At 58.6% G+C, this 25,504-nt stretch carries 22 protein-coding genes; 14 read left to right on the top strand and 8 right to left on the bottom strand.

Annotation, left to right across the window (positions count from 1 at the left end; genetic code table 11):
• Nucleotides 1-113: 113 nt before the first annotated feature.
• The 3 genes from ACYZT5_RS09540 to ACYZT5_RS09550 all read left to right on the top strand — a co-directional run bounded on the left by ACYZT5_RS09540 (nt 114) and on the right by ACYZT5_RS09550 (nt 5,470).
• Complete coding sequence (locus ACYZT5_RS09540) at nt 114-611, top strand: VOC family protein (protein WP_462050869.1); 498 nt, start codon at nt 114-116, stop codon at nt 609-611.
• Between the two features lie 35 nt (nt 612-646).
• Nucleotides 647-1,480 (top strand): AraC family ligand binding domain-containing protein, encoded by an 834-nt coding sequence (locus tag ACYZT5_RS09545; RefSeq protein ID WP_462050870.1) that lies wholly within the window; start codon nt 647-649, stop codon nt 1,478-1,480.
• A 330-nt stretch (nt 1,481-1,810) separates the two neighbouring features.
• Entirely contained in the window at nt 1,811-5,470 is a 3,660-nt protein-coding gene (locus ACYZT5_RS09550; RefSeq protein WP_462050871.1) for a hypothetical protein, read from the top strand.
• Nucleotides 5,471-5,624: 154 nt separating this feature from the next.
• Here ACYZT5_RS09550 and ACYZT5_RS09555 read toward each other — a convergent pair whose 3' ends face one another.
• Entirely contained in the window at nt 5,625-6,212 is a 588-nt protein-coding gene (locus tag ACYZT5_RS09555; RefSeq protein ID WP_462050872.1) for a LysE family translocator, read from the bottom strand.
• Between the two features lie 280 nt (nt 6,213-6,492).
• On the opposite strand from ACYZT5_RS09555, the gene ACYZT5_RS09560 reads away from it, so the two are divergent.
• From ACYZT5_RS09560 to ACYZT5_RS09580, 5 genes are all read left to right on the top strand, one after another.
• Nucleotides 6,493-6,705: a DUF1059 domain-containing protein gene (locus tag ACYZT5_RS09560; RefSeq protein WP_008074349.1), complete on the top strand. Its 213-nt coding sequence runs from the start codon at nt 6,493-6,495 to the stop codon at nt 6,703-6,705.
• Between the two features lie 133 nt (nt 6,706-6,838).
• Nucleotides 6,839-7,459, top strand: coding sequence for a LysE family translocator (locus tag ACYZT5_RS09565; RefSeq protein WP_462050873.1), 621 nt, complete (start codon nt 6,839-6,841; stop codon nt 7,457-7,459).
• Nucleotides 7,460-7,531: 72 nt separating this feature from the next.
• The gene (locus ACYZT5_RS09570; RefSeq protein WP_462050874.1) at nt 7,532-8,614 is read left to right on the top strand and encodes a bifunctional transcriptional activator/DNA repair enzyme AdaA; all 1,083 of its coding nucleotides are present in this window, start codon (nt 7,532-7,534) and stop codon (nt 8,612-8,614) included.
• A 42-nt stretch (nt 8,615-8,656) separates the two neighbouring features.
• Nucleotides 8,657-9,469, top strand: coding sequence for an isocitrate lyase/PEP mutase family protein (locus tag ACYZT5_RS09575; protein ID WP_462050875.1), 813 nt, complete (start codon nt 8,657-8,659; stop codon nt 9,467-9,469).
• Between the two features lie 5 nt (nt 9,470-9,474).
• Nucleotides 9,475-10,155 carry a DNA-3-methyladenine glycosylase family protein gene (locus ACYZT5_RS09580; protein WP_462050876.1) on the top strand — a complete coding sequence of 227 codons (681 nt, stop codon included), beginning with the start codon at nt 9,475-9,477 and terminating at the stop codon, nt 10,153-10,155.
• Between the two features lie 124 nt (nt 10,156-10,279).
• Here the strand turns inward: ACYZT5_RS09580 and ACYZT5_RS09585 are convergent, their stop codons facing one another.
• The 3 genes from ACYZT5_RS09585 to ACYZT5_RS09595 form a co-directional block, all read right to left on the bottom strand.
• Entirely contained in the window at nt 10,280-11,377 is a 1,098-nt protein-coding gene (locus ACYZT5_RS09585; protein WP_462050877.1) for an extracellular solute-binding protein, read from the bottom strand.
• 2 nt (nt 11,378-11,379) lie between these two features.
• Nucleotides 11,380-12,504, bottom strand: coding sequence for an agmatine deiminase (gene aguA / locus ACYZT5_RS09590; RefSeq protein WP_462050878.1), 1,125 nt, complete (start codon nt 12,502-12,504; stop codon nt 11,380-11,382).
• Nucleotides 12,505-12,604: 100 nt separating this feature from the next.
• A complete protein-coding gene (locus ACYZT5_RS09595) occupies nt 12,605-13,489 on the bottom strand; it encodes a LysR substrate-binding domain-containing protein (RefSeq protein ID WP_462050879.1) in 885 nt (294 codons plus the stop codon).
• Between the two features lie 193 nt (nt 13,490-13,682).
• Here ACYZT5_RS09595 and ACYZT5_RS09600 point away from each other — a divergent pair, with 193 nt between their 5' ends.
• Nucleotides 13,683-14,171, top strand: coding sequence for a GFA family protein (locus tag ACYZT5_RS09600; RefSeq protein WP_462050880.1), 489 nt, complete (start codon nt 13,683-13,685; stop codon nt 14,169-14,171).
• On the opposite strand, the gene ACYZT5_RS09605 is transcribed toward ACYZT5_RS09600, so the two are convergent.
• Nucleotides 14,168-14,776 (bottom strand): MiaE family protein, encoded by a 609-nt coding sequence (locus ACYZT5_RS09605; protein WP_046032069.1) that lies wholly within the window; start codon nt 14,774-14,776, stop codon nt 14,168-14,170. The two genes, ACYZT5_RS09600 and ACYZT5_RS09605, sit on opposite strands and share 4 nt — an antisense overlap.
• 159 nt (nt 14,777-14,935) lie before the next feature.
• On the opposite strand from ACYZT5_RS09605, the gene ACYZT5_RS09610 reads away from it, so the two are divergent.
• A complete protein-coding gene (locus ACYZT5_RS09610) occupies nt 14,936-15,799 on the top strand; it encodes a universal stress protein (protein ID WP_462050881.1) in 864 nt (287 codons plus the stop codon).
• A gap of 126 nt (nt 15,800-15,925) precedes the next feature.
• Here the strand turns inward: ACYZT5_RS09610 and ACYZT5_RS09615 are convergent, their stop codons facing one another.
• The gene (locus tag ACYZT5_RS09615) at nt 15,926-16,396 is read right to left on the bottom strand and encodes a DUF1289 domain-containing protein (protein ID WP_462050882.1); all 471 of its coding nucleotides are present in this window, start codon (nt 16,394-16,396) and stop codon (nt 15,926-15,928) included.
• 463 nt (nt 16,397-16,859) lie between these two features.
• On the opposite strand from ACYZT5_RS09615, the gene acnB reads away from it, so the two are divergent.
• Complete coding sequence (acnB, locus tag ACYZT5_RS09620) at nt 16,860-19,469, top strand: bifunctional aconitate hydratase 2/2-methylisocitrate dehydratase (protein WP_462052223.1); 2,610 nt, start codon at nt 16,860-16,862, stop codon at nt 19,467-19,469.
• 406 nt (nt 19,470-19,875) lie between these two features.
• On the opposite strand, the gene ACYZT5_RS09625 is transcribed toward acnB, so the two are convergent.
• A complete protein-coding gene (locus ACYZT5_RS09625) occupies nt 19,876-21,045 on the bottom strand; it encodes an IS4 family transposase (protein WP_462046742.1) in 1,170 nt (389 codons plus the stop codon).
• A gap of 690 nt (nt 21,046-21,735) precedes the next feature.
• On the bottom strand, nt 21,736-23,016 hold the full coding sequence (locus ACYZT5_RS09630; RefSeq protein ID WP_462050883.1) for a serine/threonine transporter: 1,281 nt from the start codon (nt 23,014-23,016) through the stop codon (nt 21,736-21,738).
• A gap of 268 nt (nt 23,017-23,284) precedes the next feature.
• Between ACYZT5_RS09630 and ACYZT5_RS09635 the strand changes: the two genes are divergently transcribed.
• The 3 genes from ACYZT5_RS09635 (at nt 23,285) to ACYZT5_RS09645 (ending at nt 25,325) form a co-directional block, all read left to right on the top strand.
• A complete protein-coding gene (locus ACYZT5_RS09635; RefSeq protein WP_462050884.1) occupies nt 23,285-23,668 on the top strand; it encodes a tautomerase family protein in 384 nt (127 codons plus the stop codon).
• A gap of 55 nt (nt 23,669-23,723) precedes the next feature.
• Nucleotides 23,724-24,650, top strand: coding sequence for a DMT family transporter (locus tag ACYZT5_RS09640; protein WP_462050885.1), 927 nt, complete (start codon nt 23,724-23,726; stop codon nt 24,648-24,650).
• An 81-nt stretch (nt 24,651-24,731) separates the two neighbouring features.
• Nucleotides 24,732-25,325, top strand: coding sequence for a TetR/AcrR family transcriptional regulator (locus ACYZT5_RS09645; RefSeq protein WP_462050886.1), 594 nt, complete (start codon nt 24,732-24,734; stop codon nt 25,323-25,325).
• The last annotated feature ends 179 nt before the right edge of the window (nt 25,326-25,504 follow it).

Below are 25,504 nucleotides of genomic sequence, written 5' to 3' on the forward strand. Positions count from 1 at the left end.
GATTCCGTCGACAAAGGAAACTCTTTCAACTTGTCGATCTACGGTACGGCCAGACGACCCGAAGCTGACTACGCTGAAAGTCCAGCCTGAGTAATCCGTAGAGGAGCTACGCCATGCAACGCGTTCAAAAACTCACGCCCTGCCTCTGGTTCGACAATCAGGCCGAAGAGGCGGCGAAGTTTTACTGTTCGATCTTCGATCACTCGAAAATCACCGCCATCACTCACTACGGCAAAGCCGGTCAGGAGGTTCATGGCCAGCCGGAAGGCTCGGTGTTGACGGTCAGTTTCGAACTCGACGGACAGCCTATGACGGGCCTCAATGGCGGCCCTGTTTTCAAGTTCAGTGAAGCAGTTTCATTTCAGGTCAACTGCCAGACCCAGGACGAAGTCGACCATTTCTGGGGGGCGCTGTCCGCCCATCCACAGAACGAGCAGTGCGGTTGGCTCAAGGACAAATTCGGCTTGTCCTGGCAGATCGTGCCGGTCGCAATGATGGACATGTTGAAAGACCCTGACACCACAAAATCCCAGCGCGCCATGCAAGCCATGATGCAGATGAAAAAACTCAACATCGCCGCCTTGCAGCGGGCCTTTAACGGCGAGAGCTAATACACTCCGGCTCTGACCCGCCAAGGACGCTGACAATGAAGCCCACCGTTGCCAAAGACGCTGACAAAGCCCCGCGCTTCTGGCGCGACGACGCCCTGCCCTTCATCGAAGCCCGTTCCATCGCCGACGGCCGCGAAGTCTGCTATTCACGGCATTCTCACGAGCACTTTTCCATCGGCGCGATCACGGCCGGGCGCAGCACCTATCTCCACGAGCAATCGGAATTTCAGGTCAATGCCGGCACCGTGGTGCTGATGAATCCCGGTGATGTCCACGCCTGCAATCCCATCGATGACCAACCGTGGTCGTACCTGATGCTGTACGTCGAGACACCCTGGTTGACCGATTTGCAGCATCAGCTCGGCTTCAGCCAGGACTTGGCGTTTCGCCGGTTTTCCATCACCCACACTCACGACAGCGACCTGTTTGCCGGCCTGAAAGGTTTGTACGACGTGCTGGTCGATTCGCAGCAAGACGTGCTGCGCAAGCAAAGCGCGGCCGTGGAGTTTTTCACCGACCTGCAGCAGCGGCTCAATCCGATCGATCAACCACCGCGCGAGCCCAATTTCAAACTGGAACGGGCGGCCGATTACATCCGCGACCACTGCACGCAAATGCTCAAGCTCGAAGCTATTTGCGAGGCTGCTCAGCTATCGCCGTCCTACCTGATCCGCGCGTTCAAGCAGCATTACGGCATGACGCCCCACGCCTTTCTGGTCAACCGACGCATCCAGTTCGCCCGCGATCAACTGCGCAGCGGCAAGCTGATCGCCGATGTGGCGCTGGAAGCGGGGTTTGCCGATCAGGCGCATTTTCAGCGTGCGTTCAAACAGCATCTGGCGGCGACACCAGGGCAGTATCGCGGGTGACCAACGCAAACCGATAAATGTAGCCGCGTCGGCCGCCAGTTCCAGATTATCCAATGCCTGCCGCCTGGTATTCATTCGGGACACGTCAGGCAAATACATAATCAGACAGAAATACATATCTATATCAAACAGCACGGCCAGTCCCGCAAAACAAGCGAAACTACTACACCTCGCATCACTCGAGAAACACTTGGTATATGAATGCTTAGCCACTCTTCGCACTGCCATCCTTTACTCTCGCAACTTAAACCTGCCTCACAACAGTTATTTATTTAACGACTGTTTGCTACAAGAAATTTTATTCAACCATCAGAATATGGATTTTCAACGATGTACTCGAAAGACAACCGATCTTCCCATTCCGCAAACGAACTTCAAAAGCAAGCAACAGCAAAGACAATCACTGACTTCATTGGCAATGAATATGCCATTGAACATCTCGGCTGGGCATGGAACCAAATCCTTACTTCCTGTGCGGAAGGCACCCTTTTTGACCAGACTCATCGCACCGCCAAAGTGTCCTTAGCCATACTTATCCAGCACTCCGGATTTCTGACGGTACGCAATCGACGCGCCATACCGCCGAATGCGATTTTCCTGGTTGATGACCGTGGTCGTCTCTATTTCTCCTATCGGAATTTGATCGGCAGCAACGATCGTCCGGCCACGGCTTATATTTCTCCGAGGGATATCACGGCCGATGTCGCCGGCCTGGCAAATTTCGACAACGACCTCAGGCTGTTGGCCAACATGGCCAAGTTGGCCGGCGGGTGGATTACTTCGGGGGACGAAATTGTGGTCGGTCAATGGTTGCGCTTCCAGGGACTGCAAGTACCGGACAACGAACAAGACACCAGAAGCCTGCTTGACCTGCTCAACTTTTCGACATTGCCCGAGCGCCCCAAGTACGGGAACTACTGGGAACTCCTGGACGCCCCTGACGATTCGCCGTTCAAGCTCAATGAAAAAAATCGCGCAATCATTCGCCAAGTGACCGCTGATCTCACCGGGGGAGACACCTCGTTGGTGGATATCTTCGGCGTACATTTAATACTTGAAAGCGCCTCGGCGGACGGTTTCCCTACGAGCACGGACTATCGCATACAGAGATTGATCGAAATCGCAGTCTGGGCCTCCGGGCAAGCACAAGGCTACCTCGATGCATTGGGCTGGTTCGCCGAAGAGGATGAAGCAAAGCCGACACCAGAGCTTGTGGAACAACTGTTAATCGCCGCGCTATTGCTTGACCTCGACCCAAGCCTCGACGTTGCCAACACACACTTCGCCGGTTTCGACCTTTACTCGAAACGCCACTTCAAGCGGCATCCATCCTATGTACGATCACAACTGGAAAAGCATCTGATCGATAGCCTGAACCTCAATAAACTGTTCGCGCCGCTGGTGGCAGAGTGGGTATTGGGCGGCATGGCACCGGAATACCTGTTTGCCGACTGGCCGTCGGGACTGCAAATGGGCACGCCAGCCTGGGTGGTCGGCACTCAAGCTGTGCATTTCGTCGAAGCGCTGATTCCAGGCGCAACCCGCAAAATGACGTATCAACACCTGATGGGGTTCGGGCAATCCGCGAAAGTTACGTCGCCACTGGCATCGTTGCATGCCTCCAGTTCGGTTGATCCGGTGGTCACTTGGGCATGGATGAACGGACTTATCATGCGCGATGCCGAAGGCACCGTGAGCCAGGAAGCGATCACCCGCGCTACGCAGGAATACCAACAATACGTCGACAAGATGCTAAGTGCCGCCGAAGCATTTTCCAGACCTCTGCCCGACCGAAAACAGCTCGCTTTGAACGAGCTGAAATCCGAAGTCCCGGATTGTGATCCCAATGAACTACTGGTCAAACACCGTGGCAGCGGCGGCGGAGGTGGTCGGAAAGTGTCGGTGCTCGATCTTTATATGGGTGATGAGCTTCACACTCAGGATTGGGATCGCATCAGAGGCATCAGTATCTATAAATCGTTTCCGGGACTGAATGAACTGTTTCCCGTTGCCGAGCTTTATGAGCCCGCCATTTACAACCACTTCAGCGTAATAACTGCAGCACTGGCCAGCAATATCCAGGCAGCACTTTCACAACTGCACCGGGAGGATGCCACGTTCATTGAATACGGCGCTCTAGGTATTTATTGCGTTCAGAAGATGAACTTCAGGCCCGCCAGAACAACCGGCCGCCACGGCATCAGCCCGGCAACGTATTTGCCGGGGGAAACGGGTCGTTACGGCGTTATCATCAGCGCGCAGTATTCGAACACAATCAAATGCTTTGAACTGTTTCCATTGAGGATGGAGTGTCGATACAACCCGAACCTCGAAGACATCTTCGACCCGCTTGTATCCGGAGACTACTTTCGCCTCGAGACCAAATTCGTCGATAAGAAAAAACTCGAAAACGTCTCCATCGACATACAGGCTTACCTGCAAAACCTTGCACCTAGGGATAACGTCAATTCCAGGGTGTACATCCGCAAGATCGGTGAGCTGGGAGCACCGACCGGGGACGCAGATGCGGAATATCCGACACCCCACTTCCGCTCTCGACGCAAGGAAGCCCTGAGCGAGCTTATTGCTGAAAAAAATCCATACATCACCGAAGACGAGATTCGCCAGTTGGGTCTCCATCAGACCAAACGGGAAAAAGCGATTGAAAAGACCGAAGCCATTTTCGACACCATTCTCAATCTGATCATTCCGTTCAAGGGGTGCGTGGAAGGACTTTCCTCAGGGGACGCCAAAAAGCAGGGGGCCGCTATCTTCGACTGCATCGTGGACGCTGCAGTGCTGGCACTCACCTTTGCGGCCGCGCCTGTCAAAATTGTCGCCGTCAGCACCAAAGCCGCGACCATGGCCACCAGACTGCTTTCTGCATCTCGGGTATTGGCAGGCACGACCCTGAGCCTGTTCAACCCGCTAAGCGGGTTGCCGCAGTTGCTCAAGGGCGGCGGCAAACTGCTGGGCCGAGGCGTTTCGAAACTGAGCGGCCATGCCCTCTCCACCTCGCGCCAGGCAAGGCAGCAGCTGCGCTATTTGACCGGCGCGAACAGCTACAACCTGCTCAAGGCCATCGATCACACTGGCTCGGCTTCGCAGATCCGTATGTCGCTGGACGCAGTGGGCCATGGCCGTGCGCTGTTCAAAAGCGACCTTATCGAAAACGCGGAGCAGATACTTCGGGGTCTGCATGCCAATGACGCAAAACTGCTGGGCAACATCCCTGAACAGGAGCTGGCGCATTTACTTGAAAACACTCTGGCCGATATTGCGCTCAAGTCCGACACGGTACAGTCGCTCAAGAAAGTGCTGGATCCGCAGGTGGTCGAGAGTCTCGTGAAGCAACAGGCGCAAAAGTACAACCTGGCCAATCTGCATCAGTTCGGCGACCACACGACATTGCCGGAGCTGTTCGATACCACTTTGCAGATCGAATTCAAAAACCTGACGTTCATGCAGGCCCACCAGAACACACTGATTGCAAAGGATCTGGGCAAGGCACCCTTCGACAGCGTCCTGGACGAGGTGAAATTCAATCCTGGCGGCCTGACAGACAGCACCGATCGCGCCACCGCCTGGATCCTCAACGCCTCGAGCTCTCGAAACGAGCTGGATAGCGTAAAAAACCTGCTGCTCGAATACAGCGCCAACAGCAAGCGGCTGAATGACCCGTTGATCTACGCTGAGCTTCATCGCCGAATCGCACCAAGGGATGCTGGCGGTTTGCGTAGCCCTACCGGTGAGGCTCGTTACCCGTCCAACGTTTCAGGAGCGGCACTGCTGGAAAAACACGCGACAGCACTGGATCCGGCCAATGAGCATTTTGCCAAGCAAATGCTGGGGGCAATGCTCGGTTACCACAGTTTTGTCGATGGCAACGGGCGCACCGCCCGCGCGGTGTACGCCATCGCGGAACTGCGCAAGGGGCGATTCAACGCGCTCGGCAAAGCATCCGAAGATGCCTTGAGCGGGCTGGCCTGACATTAGTGGGCTAATACAGCAGGCCTGCAAATCAACGCAGAACCCTTGTGGGAGCGAGCCTGCTCGCGATAGCGGCTTAACATTCAACATGGTTGTTGGCTGACACTCCGCTATCGCGAGCAGGCTCGCTCCCACAAAGGGATTTTGGTGGCACTCAAGGCAGCAGCAGGTAAATTGCACTCACTGCCAACAATAACGCCATCACCCGATTGAACAGCTGCATCCCGGCCGGGTTGCTCAGGTAGCCGCGCAAAAACGTCCCGGCATACGCCCAGCAACCCACCGACAAGTAGCAAATCACCAGGTACACCGCCGCAAACTGCCACACCAGCCGGGCCTCGCCGTCGGCGACGAACGCGCCCATCCCCGCCACGCAGGCCAACCAGGCTTTGGGGTTGAGCCATTGCATCACCGCGCCGTAGAGCATCGACGGCGCCCGGCCTGACTCTTTCGCATCAAGACGCCCGTCATCGATGGCCAGTTTCCAGGCCATGAACAGCAGAAACGCTACCCCCGCCAGTTGCACCACTCGAGTCATGAATGGCCACAGCTTCAGCACTTCATGCAACCCCAACCCCATCAGCACCAACAACAGCACGAACCCCAGAGTCGCCCCCGCCACATGCCGCTGACTGGCGCGAAAGCCGAACTGTGCACCCGAACTCAACGCCACGATGTTCACCGGGCCGGGTGTAATGGAAGCCGCCAGGGCAAACGCCGCCATGGAAAGAATCAGACTCATTGCATACCTTCTTCAATTCAGTTGAACCAGACCTCAAGGTAATGAGGCGCCTGAACGATGTATTGAAGAAAACACCCCTCGCCCCACCACTGTAGTGGTCGGCCACGAACCCGACATTCGGTAGGTCTGAACACTTAGCCGTTGCAAGCCGGTCACGATGCGCCTTGTGGCGGGCCTATACTTCAAGAGTCGGCACGCTCGATGCGACATGCAATCGTGCGCGTCGAGGTGATCGTTCACGCAGGCCACGGCCTGCTTTCATCGTAAGGAGGAGAAGATCATGGCGCGTAAATACATCGACTGCCGCGAGTTTCCAAGCGATTCCAAATGCTCGGTCGCGCTGTCCGCAGACTCTGAAAACGAACTGCTCGAGGCCGCCGCACAGCATGCGGTCAGTGTTCACAAGCACACCGATTCACCAGAACTGCGTGCTCAACTGAAGACGATGTTTCACGACGGCACCCCGCCTGTTGAAGCACCGCGTCCTGCGTAGGGGGGATTTGGAAGAGCACAAAGCACCCATTCGCCAGCGCAAGTGTACGGCCATTTGCATCCCCCGCTGTACGGGCCAGGCCACTGCCCTTTCGTGATAAAAATACTGCTCTCGTTCCTCGGAGCCCCCGTTCATGGACCTCGCCACCCTCACCTTGTTTCTTCCGGCCTGCTTCGCCCTGAACATGGCGCCCGGCCCGAACAACTTGTTGTCAGTCAGCAACTCGACCCGCTACGGCTATCGCATCGCCTGTGTTGCCGGGATCGGTCGGTTGCTCGCGTTCGCCGGCATGATCGCCCTCGCATCGGCGGGGCTGGCGGTGGTGCTGCAAACGTCGGAGTTGTTGTTCTACGGGATCAAGATTCTGGGGGCGGCGTATCTGCTCTACCTCGCCTGGCAATTGTGGCGAGCAGATCCCGGGGCGGAAAACGTGGTGGCGGGCGCGCCGGTGGGGATGCTGGCGTTGGCGCGGCAGGAGTTCCTGGTGGCGGCCGGGAATCCGAAAGCGATCCTGATCTTCACCGCGTTCCTGCCACAGTTCGTCGACTCGACCCAAGCCGTATCGCCGCAATTCGCCGTGTTGGGCGCGTTGTTCCTGGTACTCGAATGGATTGCCATCGGCGCCTACGCCTACATGGGCCTGCACATGCGCCGCTGGTTCGCCGAACCCAGAGGCAAGCGGATATTCAATCGTTGCTGCGCGGGATTGTTGTCGGCGGCGGCTTCGGTGTTGCTGATGGCGCGGCGGGCCTGAGGTGTGGGGTCTGTGGAATTCTCTGTCGATTTTCCGGTGGAGACGATAGGCGACGCGTCTTATGCTCAGCCCATGAACCTACAAAACGCTTTGCTTCCGCCCCACGCCGAGATGGTTCGCGCCATGCTCGAACGAGACACCGCCTACGAAGGGGTGTTCTTTACCGCGGTCAAAACCACCGGCATTTTTTGCCGCCCCAGCTGCACGGCGCGCAAGCCGAAACCTGCGAACGTCGAGTTCTTCGCCCATGCCGATGAGTGCATGTCGGCCGGCTACCGCGCCTGTCTGCGCTGCAAGCCGCTGGACGCTGCGGCCATTGCGCCGGACTGGGTGCAGCGGCTGCTGAAATCGGTAGACGCCGATCCCGACCAGCGCTGGACCGATGCCCAGTTGCTGGCCGAAGGCATCGAGCCGCTGAAGTTGCGACGCTGGTTCAAGCAGCATTTCGGCATGACCTTTCATGCCTGGCTGCGCACTCGACGCCTCGGCATGGCGTTGGGCGGGATCAAACAGGGCGACTCCATCGACAACGCGGCGTTCGACTCGGGCTACGAGTCCCTGAGCGGGTTTCGCGATGCGTTTCAAAAGTCCTTCCACATCACACCCGGCCGCGCCGCCAACAGTGAGCCGCTGTTGTTCACTCGCCTGACCACACCGCTGGGGCCGATGATCGCCATGGCCGAACGACGCGGGCTGGTGCTGCTGGAGTTTCTTGATCGGCCAGCGCTGACCAAGGAAGTCGAAGCGCTGCAGAATCGCTATGGCTATGCCGTGGCGCCGGGGCACAACGGACACTTGCAGCAAATCGAACAGGAGCTGGCGCAGTATTTCGCCGGAAAACTGACCGAATTCCACGTTCCACTGCACCTGCCCGGCAGCGATTTCGCCCGGCAGGTCTGGGCCGAACTGGCGAAAATCCCGTACGGCCAGACCAGCACCTACGGCGCCATCGCGGCGCGTTTGGGCAAACCCGGCGCCAGTCGTGCCGTGGGCCTGGCCAACGGGCACAACCGTCTGGCGATTGTGTTGCCCTGTCACCGGGTGATCGGTGCGGACGGCTCTCTGACCGGCTATGGTGGAGGACAACCGCGCAAGGCGTTCTTGTTAAGGCTGGAAAAAGCAGCGGTGCAGATCACGCAACAACTCGCGTTCTGATTACTCGCAGGTTTCTCAAAAAGTCATAAGGAAGGACATTCGATGGACACGCTCGACAACCAATTTCACCAGTTGCACCAGGACGGCCTGCTGATTCTCACCAACGTCGCCGATGCCACCGGCGCGCGAATCGTTGAGCAACTGGGCAGCAAAGCCGTTGCCACCAGCAGTGCGGCGGTGGCCTGGGCTCACGGTTATCAGGATGGCAATGCCCTGCCCCTTGAGCGCCTGATATCAACGGTCGAGTCCATCGTTCGAGTGATTTCGGTGCCATTGACCGTGGACATCGAGGCCGGTTATTCCGATGACCTGACACGGGTTGCCGACGTCATTGATGCGGTGATTGCCGCCGGGGCTGTCGGAATCAACATCGAGGACGGCGCTTCCCCGCCCGAACTGCTGGCGCGCAAGATTGAAATCGCTCGCAAGGTTGCCGATCGCCGCCATGTGAAGCTGTTCATCAATGCCCGCACCGATGTGTACCTTAAAAGTCTGGTGCCTGCCGAAGATCGAGTCGCAGAGACGCTCAAGCGCGCCGCGTTGTATCAGGCGGCCGGTGCCGATGGGTTGTTCGCGGCCGGCGTCACGGCAGAGTACGAAATCGCTGCGCTGTGCCAAGGCATCTCGCTGCCGGTGAACGTGCTCGGGCGCCCCGGCCTACCGTCGCCCGACGAGCTGAAAGCGCTCGGCGTACGCCGTTTGAGCGCAGGTTCGGGTATCGCCGAGTTTCTTTATGGTGCCATGGCATCCCTGGCCAAAAGCTTTCTGGAAACCGGCAAGCTCGACAGTAGCCACCTCAAGGCCCTCACTTACGGGGAAGTTAACGCCTTGTTGGCGCCGACCGGGAAAGTTTGACCTCCATGCCCGATACCTACCTGGCCGCTACTGAGTTCCTGGCGGCCATCGACGAAGATTGGCGTCGCCACATCGCCGCCATCGGCCCTTGCCTGCATCAGCCCCATGCGGCCCGCGACCCTTATGAGTCGCTGGTGCGGGCGATTGCCTACCAGCAACTGCATGCCAAGGCCGGGGATGCGATTGTCGGTCGGCTACTGGCGTTGTTTGGAACGGGCGGGTTCCCGCGGCCTGAACAGATTGTCGCGACTGAGTTCGATCAACTGCGCAGTTGCGGCTTTTCCGCCAGCAAGATCGCGACCATTCAGGGCATTGCCCAAGCGGCGCTGGACGGTGTGGTGCCGGATTACGCTACGGCGCTGGCAATGGATGATGAGGCGCTGATTGAGCGGTTGATTACCTTGCGCGGAGTTGGGCGCTGGACGGTTGAGATGTTGCTGATCTACAGCCTGGAACGGCCGGATATTTTGCCGGCCGATGACTTTGGCGTGCGTGAGGGGTTTCGACGGCTCAAGGGGTTGGAGGTGCAGCCGACGCGCAAGCAAATGATTGAGATCGGGTTGGCGTGGTGTCCTTATCGGACGGTGGCGGCGTGGTATTTGTGGCGGGTGCCGAAACCACCCCTCACCCCAACCCTCTCCCCAGAGGGGAAGAGGGGTAAGGGAGCAGATCTCCATCGCTCTTGAAATCTACATTCACCCGGAAGTAACAGGTCGCAGCATCCCGAAAAACAACTCGGTCAGCCCCCTCTACCCCCTGGGGAGAGGGTTGGGGTGAGGGGTGTTTGTCATGCCGAACACCGTACCCAAATCACAACCCCGATTTCAACCGACTAAACGCCCGAATCAACGCCCGATTGAACGCCTTCCCATTGTCATTCTTGCTATACAACGAAGCCCTCACCTCAGCCGACGGATAGGTCCCCGGATCATTGCGAATCGCCGGATCAATCAAGCCGTCCGCCGCCGTAATCGCATTGGCGTAATGGATGGTGTCAGTGATCGGCGCAATCACCTCCGGCGTCATCAGATAATCCATCAACGCCAGCCCCGCCTGAGGATGAGGCGCATCCTTGGGAATGACCATCGCGTCGAACCAGATCAACGTGCCCTCCTTCGGTATCCGATAACTCAGCGTGAACGGCTTGTTTGCAGCCTCAGCCTGCCCGGCGGCGATGGCTACGTTGCCGTTCCATGACATGGCGAGGCAGGTGTTGCCATTGGCCAGGTCGCTGATGTTCAGGTCATTGTCGAAATAGCGGATGTAGGGCCGAATCTTCGCCAGTTGCTGCTCGGCCCGTTTCAGGTCATCGAGGTTCTGGCGGTTGATGTCCAGCCCCATGTACTTCATGACTGCGGCGAAAACCTCATTGGGATCGTTGAGCAGACTGACCCCGCAATCGGCAAATGTCGACACCACCGCCGGGTCGAACAGCATCGCCCAACTGTCCCGTGGTGCGTCGGGCAGGCGCTGCTTGATCGCCTCCTCCTGATAGCCGACGCCGGTGGTTCCCCAGGCGTAGATCCCGGCGTAGCGGTTGCCCGGATCGAACACGGCCATGTGCTGGCGGAACTCGTCACCCACGCCGGCAAAATGTGGCAGCTGTTGCGGGTTTAGCGTTTGAATCGCACCGCTCTGAATCGCCCGGGACAGATGCTGACCCGCGGTCAGCACCAGGTCATAGCCGCTGCGACCCGTGAGCAGTTTGGTCTCGACGGTTTCCAGGGAGTCGAAGTGATCAGCCACCACGTGGATGCCGGTTTTCTTTTCGAAATTGGTCAGGGTGTCCGGGGCCAGGTACTCGCCCCAGATGTACAGATTGACCACCGGTTTTACGGTGTCGGCGGCCTGCACACACAGGGGGGCGAGCACCAGCAGCAATGCTTGAGTCAGTTTGTGCAGGCCCATGATCAAACTCCCTTTTTGTTGCAGGCGCTGCCGGCGTACTGCGGCATGGTGACGCACGCGACGTTACCGCCGCCGAGGAGGATTTCCCGAGAGTTTTCGATGCCGACGATTGTGTGCTGCGGGAACAATTCGGCCAGGGTCGCCTGTGCCGCCTGATCGTGACGATCGCCAAACAGCGGCACGACGATCGAGGTGTTGCCGGCGTAGTAGTTGATGTACGACGCGCAGATTTTGGTCCCGGCCTGACGGACGTGGGTGCTGTCGAGTTGATCGAGGCCTTCGGCTTCTTCAGCGGTCCATTCCAGCACGTCCGGTTGCGGCAGCTTGTGCACGATCAACTCGCGGCCACGGCTGTCGCGGGTGCTGCGCAGGATGTCGTAGGCCTCCTGGTAGATTTCCCATTGTGGGTCATCGCGATTGTCGGTCCATTGCAGCACCACTTCACCGGGGCGCACGAAGCACGCGAGGTCATCGACATGGCCATCGGTTTCGTCGAACTTGCAGCCACGTGGCAGCCAGATGATTTGCTCGGCGCCGAGGTAATCGGTCAATCGCCGGGTGACTTCGTCCTTGCCCAGGTGCTGGTTACGGTTGCGGTTGAGCAGGCATTGTTCGGTGGTCAGAATGCTGCCCTGGCCGTCGCTCTGGATACCGCCCAGTTCGGCTATCAGGGGGGCGCGGTAGCGGTCGAAACGTTCGATTTCGAGGATTTTGCTGGCGATCTGATCGTCCTTGTCCCACGGGTAATAGAGGCCGCCATCGAGGCCGCCGTAAGCGTTGAACTCAAAGTCCACGCCGCGCACCTCACCGCTGTCGTCGTTGACCACAAAGCAGGGGCCACTGTCGCGGAACCAAGTGTCGTTGCAGGTCATTTCCACCACGCGCACCTGAGGCGGCAACTGGCGGCGGGCAGTGGCAAACTGCGAGGCGGACGCGCATACGGTGACCGGTTCGCTGTGGGAAATGGCGGTGACGATCTGCACCCAGACTTTCTGCGCAGGCTTGGCACCATTGCGCCAGACGTCGGTACGCTCCGGCCAACCGAGCCAGCAACCGGACTTGGTTTCGAATTCGCCGGGCAGGCGGAAACCGTCGTGTTTGGGGGTGGAGTCGAGCAAACGTGCCATGGTCAAACCTCATCAGCGGGGATTGTAATGACCACAGGCTAAGGTCGCCGGCGCCCTCCCCGCCAACGATGATTATTTCGGAATACTTGAATTAAACTCATCAATCGACCAGCTGATCGTTGAACCATTCCAGCATCTGCGCCACCGCGGGGCGCTCCAGCCTCACCCGCTCGCACACCAGCGCATATTGGCCGAGTGCAGTCATGCTTGAGGTGAACGGCCGGACCAGGCGACCGCTGAGCAAATCCTCCTGCGCGGTCAAGTTATCGCCCATGGCCACACCTTGGCCTTGAGCCGCTGCTTCCAGCGCCAAACCCGCGTGGGCGAAATACAGCTGCCGTTCGGGGCGCTGATCGCCGGCATGGCTGGTGAGCCAGGCGGTCCAGGTCTTGCCGTCCTGATCGTCGTGCAGCAGGCAATGACGCGCCAGATCCTTCGGGGTTTTCAACGTGCCCTGGTTGAACAGACCGGGGCTGCACACCGGGAAGAACTGCAACGCCGGCAAGGGCCTGACGAAGTACGCGCTGCTGTCCACCGGGCCGGTGCCGTAAGTGATCGCCAAGTCGATGTCTTCGCCCGGCGCCGTGGCGTCGATCGGTTGTTCGTATAGGTGCAAGGTGATGTGCGGATAGCGCGCGTAAAAATCAGTCAGGCGACTCATCAACCACTTTTGCGCCAACTCGGCAGTCACCGCCAGGCGCAACACCGCCAGCGATGATGGGTCACGCAGCTCATCGCAAGCATCGCCGATCAGTTCGAAGGCCTGCTGCAAGCTTTGCATCAGGCGCCCGGCGGCCATCGTCGGGCGAATCTGCCGGCCTTCGCGGACGAACAGCGACACGCCCAATTGCTCTTCGAGCTGGCGAATCTGATGACTGACCGCGCTGTCGGTGACGCACAACTCCGCCGCTGCCCGACCGAAATGGGCGTGGCGGGCGGCGCATTCGAAGGTTCTGAGTGCGGCCAGAGAAGGCAGTCGTCGCATGGCAAAGGCTCCAATAGGAAGGCGCCCATGCTGCCCCGGCCATAGGTGGGCGTCCAGCGGGACCGCGTTATCGTTCATCGCGAGCAGGCTCGCTCCCACATTTGATCTTCAGTGTTTACAAAGCCGGTACCGGTCGAGGGGCGCTGAAGGTCTAGGCTGTCTGGGGTAAGTTTCAGACCTGTCGGAGGTTCCCATGCAGCTCGAAGGTTCCTGCCATTGCGGCGCGGTGTCGTTCAGTTTGACCAGCGCCCACCCCTACCCGTATCAGCGTTGCTACTGCTCGATCTGCCGCAAGACCCAGGGCGGTGGCGGTTATACGATCAACCTGGGTGGTGATGCCGGCAGCCTGAAGGTGCGCGGCCGCAAGCACATCGCGATTTACCATGCGCGACTCAAGGACGAAGGCGAAAAACGTGCCCATAGCAGCACCGCCGAGCGGCATTTCTGTTCTCTCTGTGGCTCAGGTTTGTGGCTGTTCAGCCCGCAATGGCCGGAGCTGATTCACCCGTTTGCCTCTGCCATCGATACACCACTGCCGGTGCCGCCGGAACACACGCATTTGATGCTCGGCTCCAAGGCGCCGTGGGTGGAAGTCGAGGTACACTCCGGGGATCAGCAGTTCGACGTCTATCCCGCAGAGTCCATCGCCGAGTGGCATGAGCGCCTGGGTTTGAGCCGCTAAGCCGCGGCTGGCACACCGCTGTGGAAACGAAACTCCACGTCCGGCGACTCGATCAGCTCCTGCTCGGCGGCGCGGACCTTGTCGATCACCTGGGCGATGTCCTTGGCGTCACCGTACTGGTAGGCCAGTTTCAGGTAACCCTGGAAATGCCGGGCCTCGCTTTTCAGCAGGCCGAAGTAGAATTTGCCCAATTCTTCGTCCAGATGCGGTACCAGTGCCTCGAAACGCTCGCAGCTGCGGGCTTCGATAAAAGCGCCGACCACCAGGGTGTCCACCAGTTTGACCGGCTCGTGGCTCCGCACCACTTTGCGCAGGCCCGAGGCGTAACGCCCGGCGGACAGCTGACGCAGCTCGATCTTGCGCTTTTTCATCAGGCGCATGACCTGTTCGTGGTGCACCAGCTCTTCCCGGGCCAGGCGCGACATCAGGTTGATCAGATCGACGTGGGAGTGATACTTGGCAATCAGGCTCAACGCCGTGCTGGCCGCCTTGAATTCGCAGTTTTTATGATCGATCAGCAGGGTTTCCTGATCGGCCAGCGCGGCCTGAACCCAGCCATCGGGGGTACGGCAGCCGAGGAACTCGTGAATTTCGGGAAGGATCATGGGGCTCACGGATAAGAGGTTCAAATCGAAGGGCGCCGATTATACCGGCCTGTCGGCAGACCACCAGTCGCGACCGTTGATATGCATCAAGTCCCGAATGCCCGGCCAGCAACTATAGTTGTCCAACGCAGTATTTTTTACACCCTGGAGATCCCGATCATGCAAGCCATTCGCAGCATTCTGGTGGTCCTCGAACCTGAACACTCGGAAAGCCTGGCGCTCAAACGGGCCAAATTGATTGCCGGCGTGACCCAGGCTCATCTGCATCTGCTGGTCTGCGACCGCAAGCATGACCACAGCGCCATGTTGGGCGTGCTCAAGGCCGCGCTGCTGGAGGACGGCTACAGCGTCACCACCGAGCAGGCCTGGAACGAAAGCCTGCACGAAACCATCGTCGATGTGCAGCAGGCTGAAGGTTGCGGGCTGGTGGTCAAACAGCATTACCCCGACAGCTCGCTGAAAAAAGCCCTGCTCACCCCGGCAGACTGGAAACTGCTGCGTTACTGCCCGACGCCGGTGCTGCTGGTCAAAACCTCGAAACCCTGGTCGGGCGGGGTCATTCTCGCGGCGATCGACGTCGGTAATACCGAGGCCGAACACCGTACGCTGCACGCCGCCATCATCGATCACGGCTATGACATCGCCAGCCTGGCCAAGGCTCACCTGCACGTGATCAGCGCCCATCCATCGCCGATGCTGTCGTCAGCCGACCCGACGTTGCAGCTCAGCGAAACCATCGAGGCGCGCTATCGCGAACAGTGCAAATCGTTTCAGGCCGAGTTCGATATAGATGATGAACACCTGCATATCGCCGAAGGCCCGGCGGATGTGTTGATTCCGTACATGGCCCACAAGCTGCAGGCGTCGGTGACCGTGATCGGTACGGTCGCGCGGTCCGGGTTGTCAGGGGCGCTGATCGGTAATACGGCGGAAGTGGTGCTGGATGCGGTGGAGAGCGATGTGCTGGTGCTGAAACCGGATACGATCATGGATCATCTGGAGGAGATCGTGACGCAGCATTGAAATGTGCAGCGCCGAGCAAATCGCCTTCGCGGGCAAGCCTCGCTCCTACAGATTTATGTCGTACACAACATTTGTGATCGACACATACCCCGTAGGAGCGAGGCTTGCCCGCGAAGCTTTTAAGATTTAACCGCTGAACGCGTCCCTGAGGAAACCCGGCGCGATGTAGCGCTGGTAATGCGCCTCTGACAGCAAAAAGAACTCCCGATCAATGGCGTCGCGCAGTTCCGGCAGGTTCCAGTCGCGAAACTCTGGCATCAGCACCATTCCGTAGGCTTCCAGATTATTGATGACCCGCGCCCCCCGGGCGATCAACTGATAGGCCCAGCAATATTCCGACTGATGCGGCACAAAGCGGATCTTGCGCTGCTCCAGCTGCAGTCGCAGGCGCTGGGGGTCGAAAACCTCCAGCTTGCTGGCCATCACCTGGGACAGCAGTTGCTCAAGACGCAGCCACACCGCGCGCTTTTCTTCCTCGTTGTAACCATTCCAGTTGATCACTTCATGGTGGAAGCGCTTGCAGCCACGGCACACCAGATCACCGTAAACAGTGGAGCAGAGGCCGACGCAGGGGGTCTTGATGGTCTGATTGGGCATAGGTCAGGAGAACACGGGAAAGCAGAACAGGTCGGCATGTTAGCCCTTTGTCTAACATTCATCACCCCTCAAAGTTCAGGGGCTCAGGGTCTATTGGACTTTGGTGACGGCCGCGACGCCACCAAAGTCCAATAGACCCTGACTTACCTTTAATTTTTTTTTGCCGTAGAATCAGCCAGCCTTTTAAGGCGCCAATGTCCGTTAGAAGCTGTTTTCAAAGCGTCACGAGCACAGTCGTTCCTTCAGAGCGGTGTTGGCGACGGGTTTTTCCAGCGGGGAAAAGCCCAACGCCAACCCTCATCAGCTCCCGTTCTGCAGGCGTAAAACTTTGAAAGCAGCTTCTGTAGGGAATTGTCGGTAATTCTGGCTAAGTGGCTCACAACGCCATGCAGCGCATGAGTACGGCAATTTCGGGATGAGCGTCCCGGACACCCATTTGGGACCACTGATGAGGGTAATAACTGTGCTTGAAGCCTACCGCAAACATATCGAAGAGCGTGCAGCACTGGGTATCGTTCCCCAGCCGCTTAACGCCGAACAAACTGCAGGCCTGGTCGAGCTGCTGAAGAATCCCCCGGCTGGCGAAGAAGCTTTCCTCGTTGACCTGATCACCAATCGCATTCCGCCTGGCGTGGACGAAGCAGCCTATGTCAAGGCCGGTTTCCTGTCTGCCCTCGCCAAAGGCGAAGCAAAATCCCCTCTGATCGACAAGAAACGCGCTGTTGAACTGCTCGGCACCATGCAGGGCGGCTACAACATCGTGACGCTGGTGAATCTGCTGGACGACGCCGAACTGGCGCCAGTCGCTGCCGAAGAACTCAAGCACACTCTGCTGATGTTCGACGCCTTCCACGACGTCGCTGAAAAAGCCAAGAACGGTAACGTTCACGCCAAAGGCGTGCTGCAATCCTGGGCTGACGGCGAGTGGTTCCAGAACCGCCCTACCCTGGCCGACAAGATCAGCCTGCGCGTGTTCAAGGTCACCGGCGAAACCAACACCGATGACCTGTCCCCTGCTCCAGACGCCTGGTCCCGCCCGGACATCCCGCTGCACGCCCTGGCCATGCTGAAAATGGCCCGTGAAGGCATCGTGCCTGACGCCCAAGGCGTTACCGGCCCGATGAAGCAGATCGAAGAAATGCGCGGTCAAGGCTTCCCGATCGCCTACGTCGGCGACGTGGTCGGTACCGGTTCTTCGCGTAAATCGGCGACCAACTCGGTGCTGTGGTTCTTCGGCGACGACGTTCCTTACGTGCCGAACAAGCGTGCCGGCGGTTTCTGCTTCGGCAGCAAAATCGCTCCGATCTTCTACAACACCATGGAAGATGCTGGCGCACTGCCGATCGAATTCGACGTGACCAACATGAACATGGGCGACGTGATCGACCTGTATCCGCATGCTGGCAAAGTCTGCAAACACGGTACCGACGAAGTCCTGACCACCTTCGAAATGAAAACCCCGGTGCTGTTGGACGAAGTCCGTGCCGGCGGCCGTATCCCGCTGATCATCGGCCGTGGCTTGACCGACAAGGCGCGTGCAGAGCTGGGCCTGGGCCCTACCGATCTGTTCAAACTGCCTGAAGCACCTGTCGACACCGGCAAGGGCTTCACCCTGGCACAGAAAATGGTCGGCAAGGCTTGCGGCCTGCCAGAAGGCAAAGGCGTTCGTCCAGGCACCTACTGCGAACCGAAAATGACCACCGTCGGCTCTCAGGACACCACCGGTCCTATGACCCGTGACGAACTGAAAGACCTGGCGTGCCTGGGCTTCTCGACCGATCTGGTGATGCAGTCCTTCTGCCACACCGCGGCCTATCCAAAGCCGATCGACGTGACCACCCACCACACCCTGCCAGACTTCATCATGACCCGCGGCGGCGTTTCCCTGCGTCCGGGCGACGGCATCATCCACAGCTGGCTGAACCGTATGCTGCTGCCGGACACCGTCGGTACCGGTGGTGACTCGCACACCCGTTTCCCAATGGGCATTTCGTTCCCGGCCGGTTCTGGCCTGGTAGCGTTCGCCGCAGCCACTGGCGTTATGCCGCTGGACATGCCGGAATCGATCCTGGTGCGCTTCAAAGGCAAAATGCAACCGGGCGTCACCCTGCGTGACCTGGTTCACGCCATTCCTTACTTCGCGATTCAGGCTGGCCTGCTGACCGTCGAGAAGAAAGGCAAGAAGAACGCCTTCTCCGGCCGCATCCTGGAAATCGAAGGCCTGGACAACCTGAGCATCGAGCAAGCGTTCGAGCTGTCCGACGCCTCGGCCGAACGTTCGGCTGCAGGTTGCACCATCAAGCTGTCGAAAGAGTCGATCACCGAGTACCTGAGCTCCAACGTCACCCTGCTGCGCTGGATGATCGGCGAAGGCTACGGCGATGCGCGTACTCTGGAACGTCGTGCTCAAGCGATGGAAGCCTGGATTGCCAACCCTGAGTTGATGGTTGCCGATGCTGACGCCGAATACGCTGAAGTCATCGAGATCGACCTGGCCGACATCAAAGAGCCTGTGCTCTGCGCGCCAAACGATCCGGACGACGCCCGTCTGCTGTCCAGCGTTGCTGGCGAGAAGATCGACGAAGTGTTCATCGGTTCGTGCATGACCAACATCGGTCACTTCCGCGCTGCCGGTAAGTTGCTGGATCAGGTCAAGGGTCAGCTTCCAACCCGTCTGTGGCTGTCGCCGCCGACCAAAATGGACGCTCACCAGCTGACCGAAGAAGGCTACTACGGCATCTACGGCAAGGCCGGCGCTCGCATGGAAATGCCAGGCTGCTCGCTGTGCATGGGTAACCAGGCACGTGTAGAGCCGAACTCCACTGTGGTGTCAACTTCGACCCGTAACTTCCCGAACCGTCTGGGTGACGGCGCGAACGTCTACCTGGCTTCGGCCGAGCTGGCGTCTGTGGCGTCCATCCTGGGTCGCTTGCCGACCGTCGAGGAGTACATGGAATACGCTGGCAAGATCGACAGCATGGCGGCCGATGTTTACCGCTACCTGTCCTTCGACCAGATCGCCGAGTTCCGTGAAGCTGCTGCGAACGCCAACATCCCGGTCGTTCAAGCCTAACGTTACAACGCCATAAAAAACGCCGCCCATCGCGAGATGTGCGGCGTTTTTTTATGGCTGAATGACCGGGGGTTTTGTGTACATATCCGTTTCTGCGGTAGCGGCGGCTGGCGGTTTCGCTTTTACAGCGAGTCACTTGGAAGAGCGCCAAGTAACCAAGCGCTCTTGCCCCTGACGTACGGTGCCTCGCCTAGGCTCGGGATGCCCTCGCTCCGGTCCTGCTCCGTGGGCCCGCCATCCATGCCGGGTTGCCCACTGCGCAGAACCTCCACTCGGCCTCTCGAGAGGGCGTGCACCGCAAAAGCAAAAGCGAGGCGGCCTACCGGCCGGCCTGGGCTCAAGGGCACGCGTTCTTCTGACCTGATCGTTCCCATGCTCCGCGTCACTAGTGTCCGGTAAACATGCTTCATAGCGGAAGGCTGCCTTGGGCAGCCTTCAACTTTTCTCGCTCCTGCCTTCGTCGATCCCTCAATACTGGGGTTTCGGGTCGTTCAAACAGGACATGAACTATGCGAACCGTCAGCTCGAACAACGAGCCGGTAAATCCTGAGCGACGATGGAATATTTGCAGTAACAGATAGCTGATCAAGGCACTGTAAATCTGCAAACGCACCGCATTTTCGGAGTAGGCATAAAAGCGTTTGAGCTTCAGATGTTGTTTGATCCACTTGAAAAATAGCTCGATCTGCCAACGATCTTTGTACAAGGACGCGATTTCTTCAGCTGTCCTCGTGAAGTCGTTGGTCACCAGAACTAATGGGGTCGCATGCCCCTCGCGCTCAACCACGACGCGTCTTACCGACTTTTCCCAGTAGTCGTTCAGGCGTTTGCCGGCCAAATGTTTTTTGCCAAACTGGACAACTTCATCGGTCATGACCGAGCTTTGCTCAGTCACGGTCGAGTGCTCATGCAGCACTTTGATATTGGCGTTTTTCTTCAGGCGGGTGACGAAAAAAGCACCTTTGGTCTGCAACTTGTGCCACCAGTTGTAATCGCAGTAGCCCTTGTCGAAAACATACGTCATGCCGGCCTGGATCGGCATTTCCAGTGCATCGCTCAGGTCGTTGACGTTGGCAGGCGTAATGTTCACGTACACCGGGGCCAGTTGCGCCAGATCCAGCCCGACATGCACTTTGAGGCCTTGGGTGATGCGGGTTTTCGTCGCGGCTGTCCAGCCATCGAAGTGAGGTCCGCGCAAGCTGATCGACGTGGAGTCAATCAGGCTAACCATAGCCCCGACCTCCTTGCGCTGCTGGCGGCTGACGGCGCTCATCAGGTACCCGCAAAGGTCCTGTAATGGCCGGTAGTCACGCTTGTTCAAGGCATCGGACATTGTCGAGCGGGCAATAGGGCCGGCTTTGAGATGGTAGCTATGCGGGCCGAAATTTTCGGAGATAGTCGCCAAGGACCGCAGGCTTGAGGCTTGGGTCAAATGGCCGCTGATTAGTGTTACCAGCAATTGCCAGGTCGTGCAGCGTTTGACGTAGCGATCAGCTTGGTGTGTTTCGATGGATTGCTGGAAAAACTGGCGCGGGATCGCACTGAGTAGTTGGGTTAAACGGGTGCTGGAAAACATAAGTCAAAATCGAGTCTGAAAAGTCCGATTATGCCTCACAGCCGCCAACAGCAAGGGGGAGCAAGCTCCCCCCTCGTGTTTTACCGGACACTAGTGATGCTCCGCGTGGGAATGCCGCCGGGGACGCTCCGCGTCCCGCTGTCGACGCAAGACTTAAGTCCTGCGCACTGGTGACGCGGAGCGTCACGGGATGCATTCCCACGCGGAGCATGGGAACGATCAGTGAGTGAACGGCGGGGGGCTGTTGATCTTGCTTTGGCTTCGGCTTTTGATCTTGATCTGCCCCGTCGGAAGGCCGAGCGGAGGTTCTGCGCAGTGGGCACCGCGGCAGGGATGCCACGGTAGCCGCCCCCGGCCATGGATGGCCGATGGCGGCGGGCCCACGGAGCAGGACCGGAGCGAGGGCATGCCGAGCCTAAGCGAGGCACCGGACGTCAGGGGCAAGAGCGCTTGGTTACTTGGCGCTCTTCCAAGTGACTCGCTGTAAAAGCGAAACCGTCAGCCGCCGCTACCGCAGAAACGGATATGTACACCATCAAAAAACCAGTCGCCAGATACACAGCCATCGCAGGCAAGCCAGCTCCCACAATCGACCCGTGTACAACCTCAACACCCAGCAATCAAAAAAACGGCCAACCCGCAATGCGGATCAGCCGTAATCATTTCATCAATCAAGCGAGCCCGAAGCGATCAGGCACTCAGCGAATAAATCAACGCCGAAATAGCCACCAAACCAACGGCCGTCACAAACACATTGGACGCTTGGCCACGAAAGCGCGCCATGGCCGGCACCTTGCGGATCGCGTACATCGGCATCAGGAACAGGATCGCGGCGATGATCGGGCCACCGAGGGTTTCGATCATCCCCAGAATGCTCGGGTTCAGCGTCGCCACAATCCAGCACACCACCAGCATGAACGCCGCGGTCATACGGTCCAGCGTCTTCGGCGCCGGGCGTTTGCCGCTCTTCACGATCAGGCCTTTCAAGCCTTCACTGGCACCAATGTAGTGCCCGAGAAACGACTTGGAAATGGCCACGAACGCAATCAACGGCGCCGCAAACGCGATGGTCGGGTTGCTGAAGTGGTTGGCCAGGTACGACAGGATCGACAGGTTCTGCGCCTTGGCATCCGCCAATTGCGCTGGCGACAGGGTCAGCACACAACTGAAAACGAAGAACAGCACCATCACCACCATCAAGGCGTGGGCGCGAGACAGGATCTGCGAGCTGCGCGCTTCGGCGTGCTCGCCGTAACGGCGCTTCTGGTCGACCGCGAATGCCGAGATGATCGGCGAATGGTTGAACGAGAACACCATCACCGGAATCGCCAGCCACAGCGTGTGCAGCAGTGCCGATGGTTCTGGCAGCGTCGAAGCGGTGGCGAGGATGCCGCCGTTCCAGTGAGGAATCAGGAACACCGCGAGGAACAGCAGCGCAACAATGAACGGATAAACCATCAGGCTCATGGCCTTGACGATCGCTTGCTCGCCACAACGTACCACCGCCAACAGGCCGAGGATCAGCACGAACGACAGCACGGCGCGCGGTGGCGGCATGATGTGCAGTTGATGCTCGAGGAAGCTGCCCACGGTATTGGTCAAGGCCACACTGTAGATCAGCAGGATCGGAAAAATCGCGAAGAAGTACAGCAAGGTGATCAGCGCGCCGGCCTTGATCCCGAAGTGCTCTTCCACCACTTCAGTGATGTCCGCGCCTTCGCGTCCGGACAACACAAAGCGTGTCAGGCCACGGTGTGCGTAAAAAGTCATGGGGAACGCCAACACCGCCAGGACCAGCAACGGCCAGAAGCCGCCCAGACCCGCGTTGATCGGCAAAAACAGCGTGCCGGCCCCGATGGCCGTGCCAAACAGGCCCAGCATCCAGGTGGTGTCTTGGCGATTCCAGCTCTCAAGCGTCGCTGGTGCCGCCGATACATAGCGTTCGTCGACGCTATTGGCCTGATCATTCATCCGGTGGGATCTCCGCATTCCGGTCAGTTGCTACCCGGTCAGGACGAGTCGGAAAAATCCGACAGGCAGCGCCCTGGCCGAAACAGGGGCGCGATTGTCCGGGATTAATGAGCAGAAGCAAAGACTTAGCTGAGGAGTGGTTGTGCGGATCAGACACACTGCCCCCTTTATCAAATAGATGTTTTAAAAAATCTATTCGATAAAGGATTGGCGTCATGTATTTTTAATCCTGTCTGCTGACCGGCAGCCCTCACTTGCGGAGACACTCATGCCACTCGTTCGCGTCGACATCAAAAAGAACCAGGACCCGACTTTCGCCAAACGTGTCGGGCAATTGATCTACGCCGCCATGCACAGCGCCATTGGCGTGCCGGAGAACGATAACTTCCAGATTCTTGCCGAGCACGATGAACAGCATTTCATCTTCGATCCCGGCTACCTGGGCATCAATCGCACCGACAATCTGGTGGTGATTCAGATCACCCTGAGCGAAGGCCGCACCATCGAGCAGAAAAAACTCCTCTACAAAACCATCGCCGAGAGCCTTCACGCGGAACTGGCGGTGCGGCTGGAAGATGTTTTCATTAATCTGGTGGAAGTAAAGAAAGAGAACTGGTCGTTTGGTAACGGCATTGCTCAATACGCCGTTTGAGCAGTCTGATGTTCGATACACCTTTGCTCTTTGCACCAGCCCCGGGAGAACATCCATGAAACAGGCCGCGTATATCGCGTTCGCTTTGCTCGGCCTGATCTGGGGCACCAATTTCATCTTCATGAAGTGGGCGGCTGCGTGGATTTCACCGACACAGATCGTCTTTCTGCGGGTGCTGTTCGGGTTCCTGCCAATTCTGATCTTCGCCCTCCTGCGCCGTAGCCTGAGCTGGTCGCACTGGCGTCACAGCCATCATTTTCTGGTCATGGCGCTGCTGGCGACGGTGATTTACTACTATGCATTCGCCAAAGGCACCTCGCTGCTCTTATCCAGCGTGGCCGGGATGCTCAGCGGCGCGATCCCGCTGTTTTCCTTCGTGACTGCGTGGCTTTTCCTGCGCGCAGAACCGTTGAATTCCCGCACGGCCTTCGGCATTTTCCTGGGATTTGTCGGAGTGATTCTGATTGCCCGACCGTGGAACAGCCTCGCGGCCGGTGTCGATGTCAGCGGCGTGCTGTACATGATCGCCGGTTCGCTGAGTGTGGGCTGTTCCTTTGTCTATGCCCGGCGCTTCATCACGCCATTAGGCTTGTCGCCGCTGGCGCTGTCGACTTATCAGATCGGTTTGGCGCTGTTGCTGATCACGCTGATCACCGACATGCACGGCATGGCGCGGATCTCTGCTGATCCGGTGGCCTTGGTGGGTGTGATCCTGGGCTTGGGCTTGGGCCTGGCCGGGACCGGCATCGCCTACATCCTTTATTACTTCATCGTGCAGCGTCTGGGTGCGCTCGCCGCGTCGGGCGTCACTTACATCCCCCCTGTCATTGCGCTGCTGATTGGCACGCTGCTGGTGGGCGAGCCGATCAAGAGCCTGGACCTGTTGGCGATGCTGCTGATTCTGGGTGGGGTCTATGTCCTGCAATCCGGGAAGAAAAACCCTACGCCCGGGCCGACGATCGCGACGAAACCGAGCCACTGAACCCAACCGTCAGGGAGACACAACATCGGCAGTTCCCTATGATGCCGGTCATCTATACGTTTCAAAACCTGTGAGCCGCCAATGCCCCGAGTCTCCCGCAAACAAGCCGAACTCAACCGCGAGATCATCGTCGAGGCCGCCACACGTCTGTTTCGCGAACGCGGCCTGCATGGAATCAGTGTCGTCGATGTGATGGGGGCCGCCGGCCTCACCCATGGCGGGTTCTACGGCCACTTCGAATCCAAGGAAGCGCTGGCGCAAGAGGCGTGCAGCCGAGCGTTCACTCAATCGATGGAACGCTGGAAGCAGAAAATAGAGGCTAACGACGACAGCCTCTCGGCCCGCGAGAGCATCATTGCGCCCTACCTGTCCGCGGCCAATCGCGACAATCCGGGCGAAAGCTGCCCGGTGACCGCGTTTGCCGGTGACATGTGTCATGAAACCGCTGAAAGTGGTTTGCACCAGACCTATACCCAAGGGCTGGAGGCATTGCTGCAGATGCTGGCACCGCTGATGGGCGCAGGTCAGCCCGACGTCAATCGGCAAAGAGCGTTGGTGGGCTATTCGCTGATGGTCGGCGCCCTGACCCTGGCCCGCGCTACCCGTGGTGACGCCTTGTCCGATGAAATTCTCGACGCGGCCCGCACGTTTCTCACCTCGGACACGACCGTTTAAAAGATAAACACAGCGCAGCGACGTTGAACGGTGCGTTCGCAAAAATGTTGAACACTGTGGGGAGGTAAGAGCTGCCGAACGCTCCTACACTGAGGTCGCAGGCCACGAGTCTGTGACCTTTCGTGATTGCCAAACCGTTCCGGAATCAGCAATCTGAAGCGACGTTCGAGCCCCAACTT

The organism is Pseudomonas sp. LB3P14, from assembly GCF_054898045.1.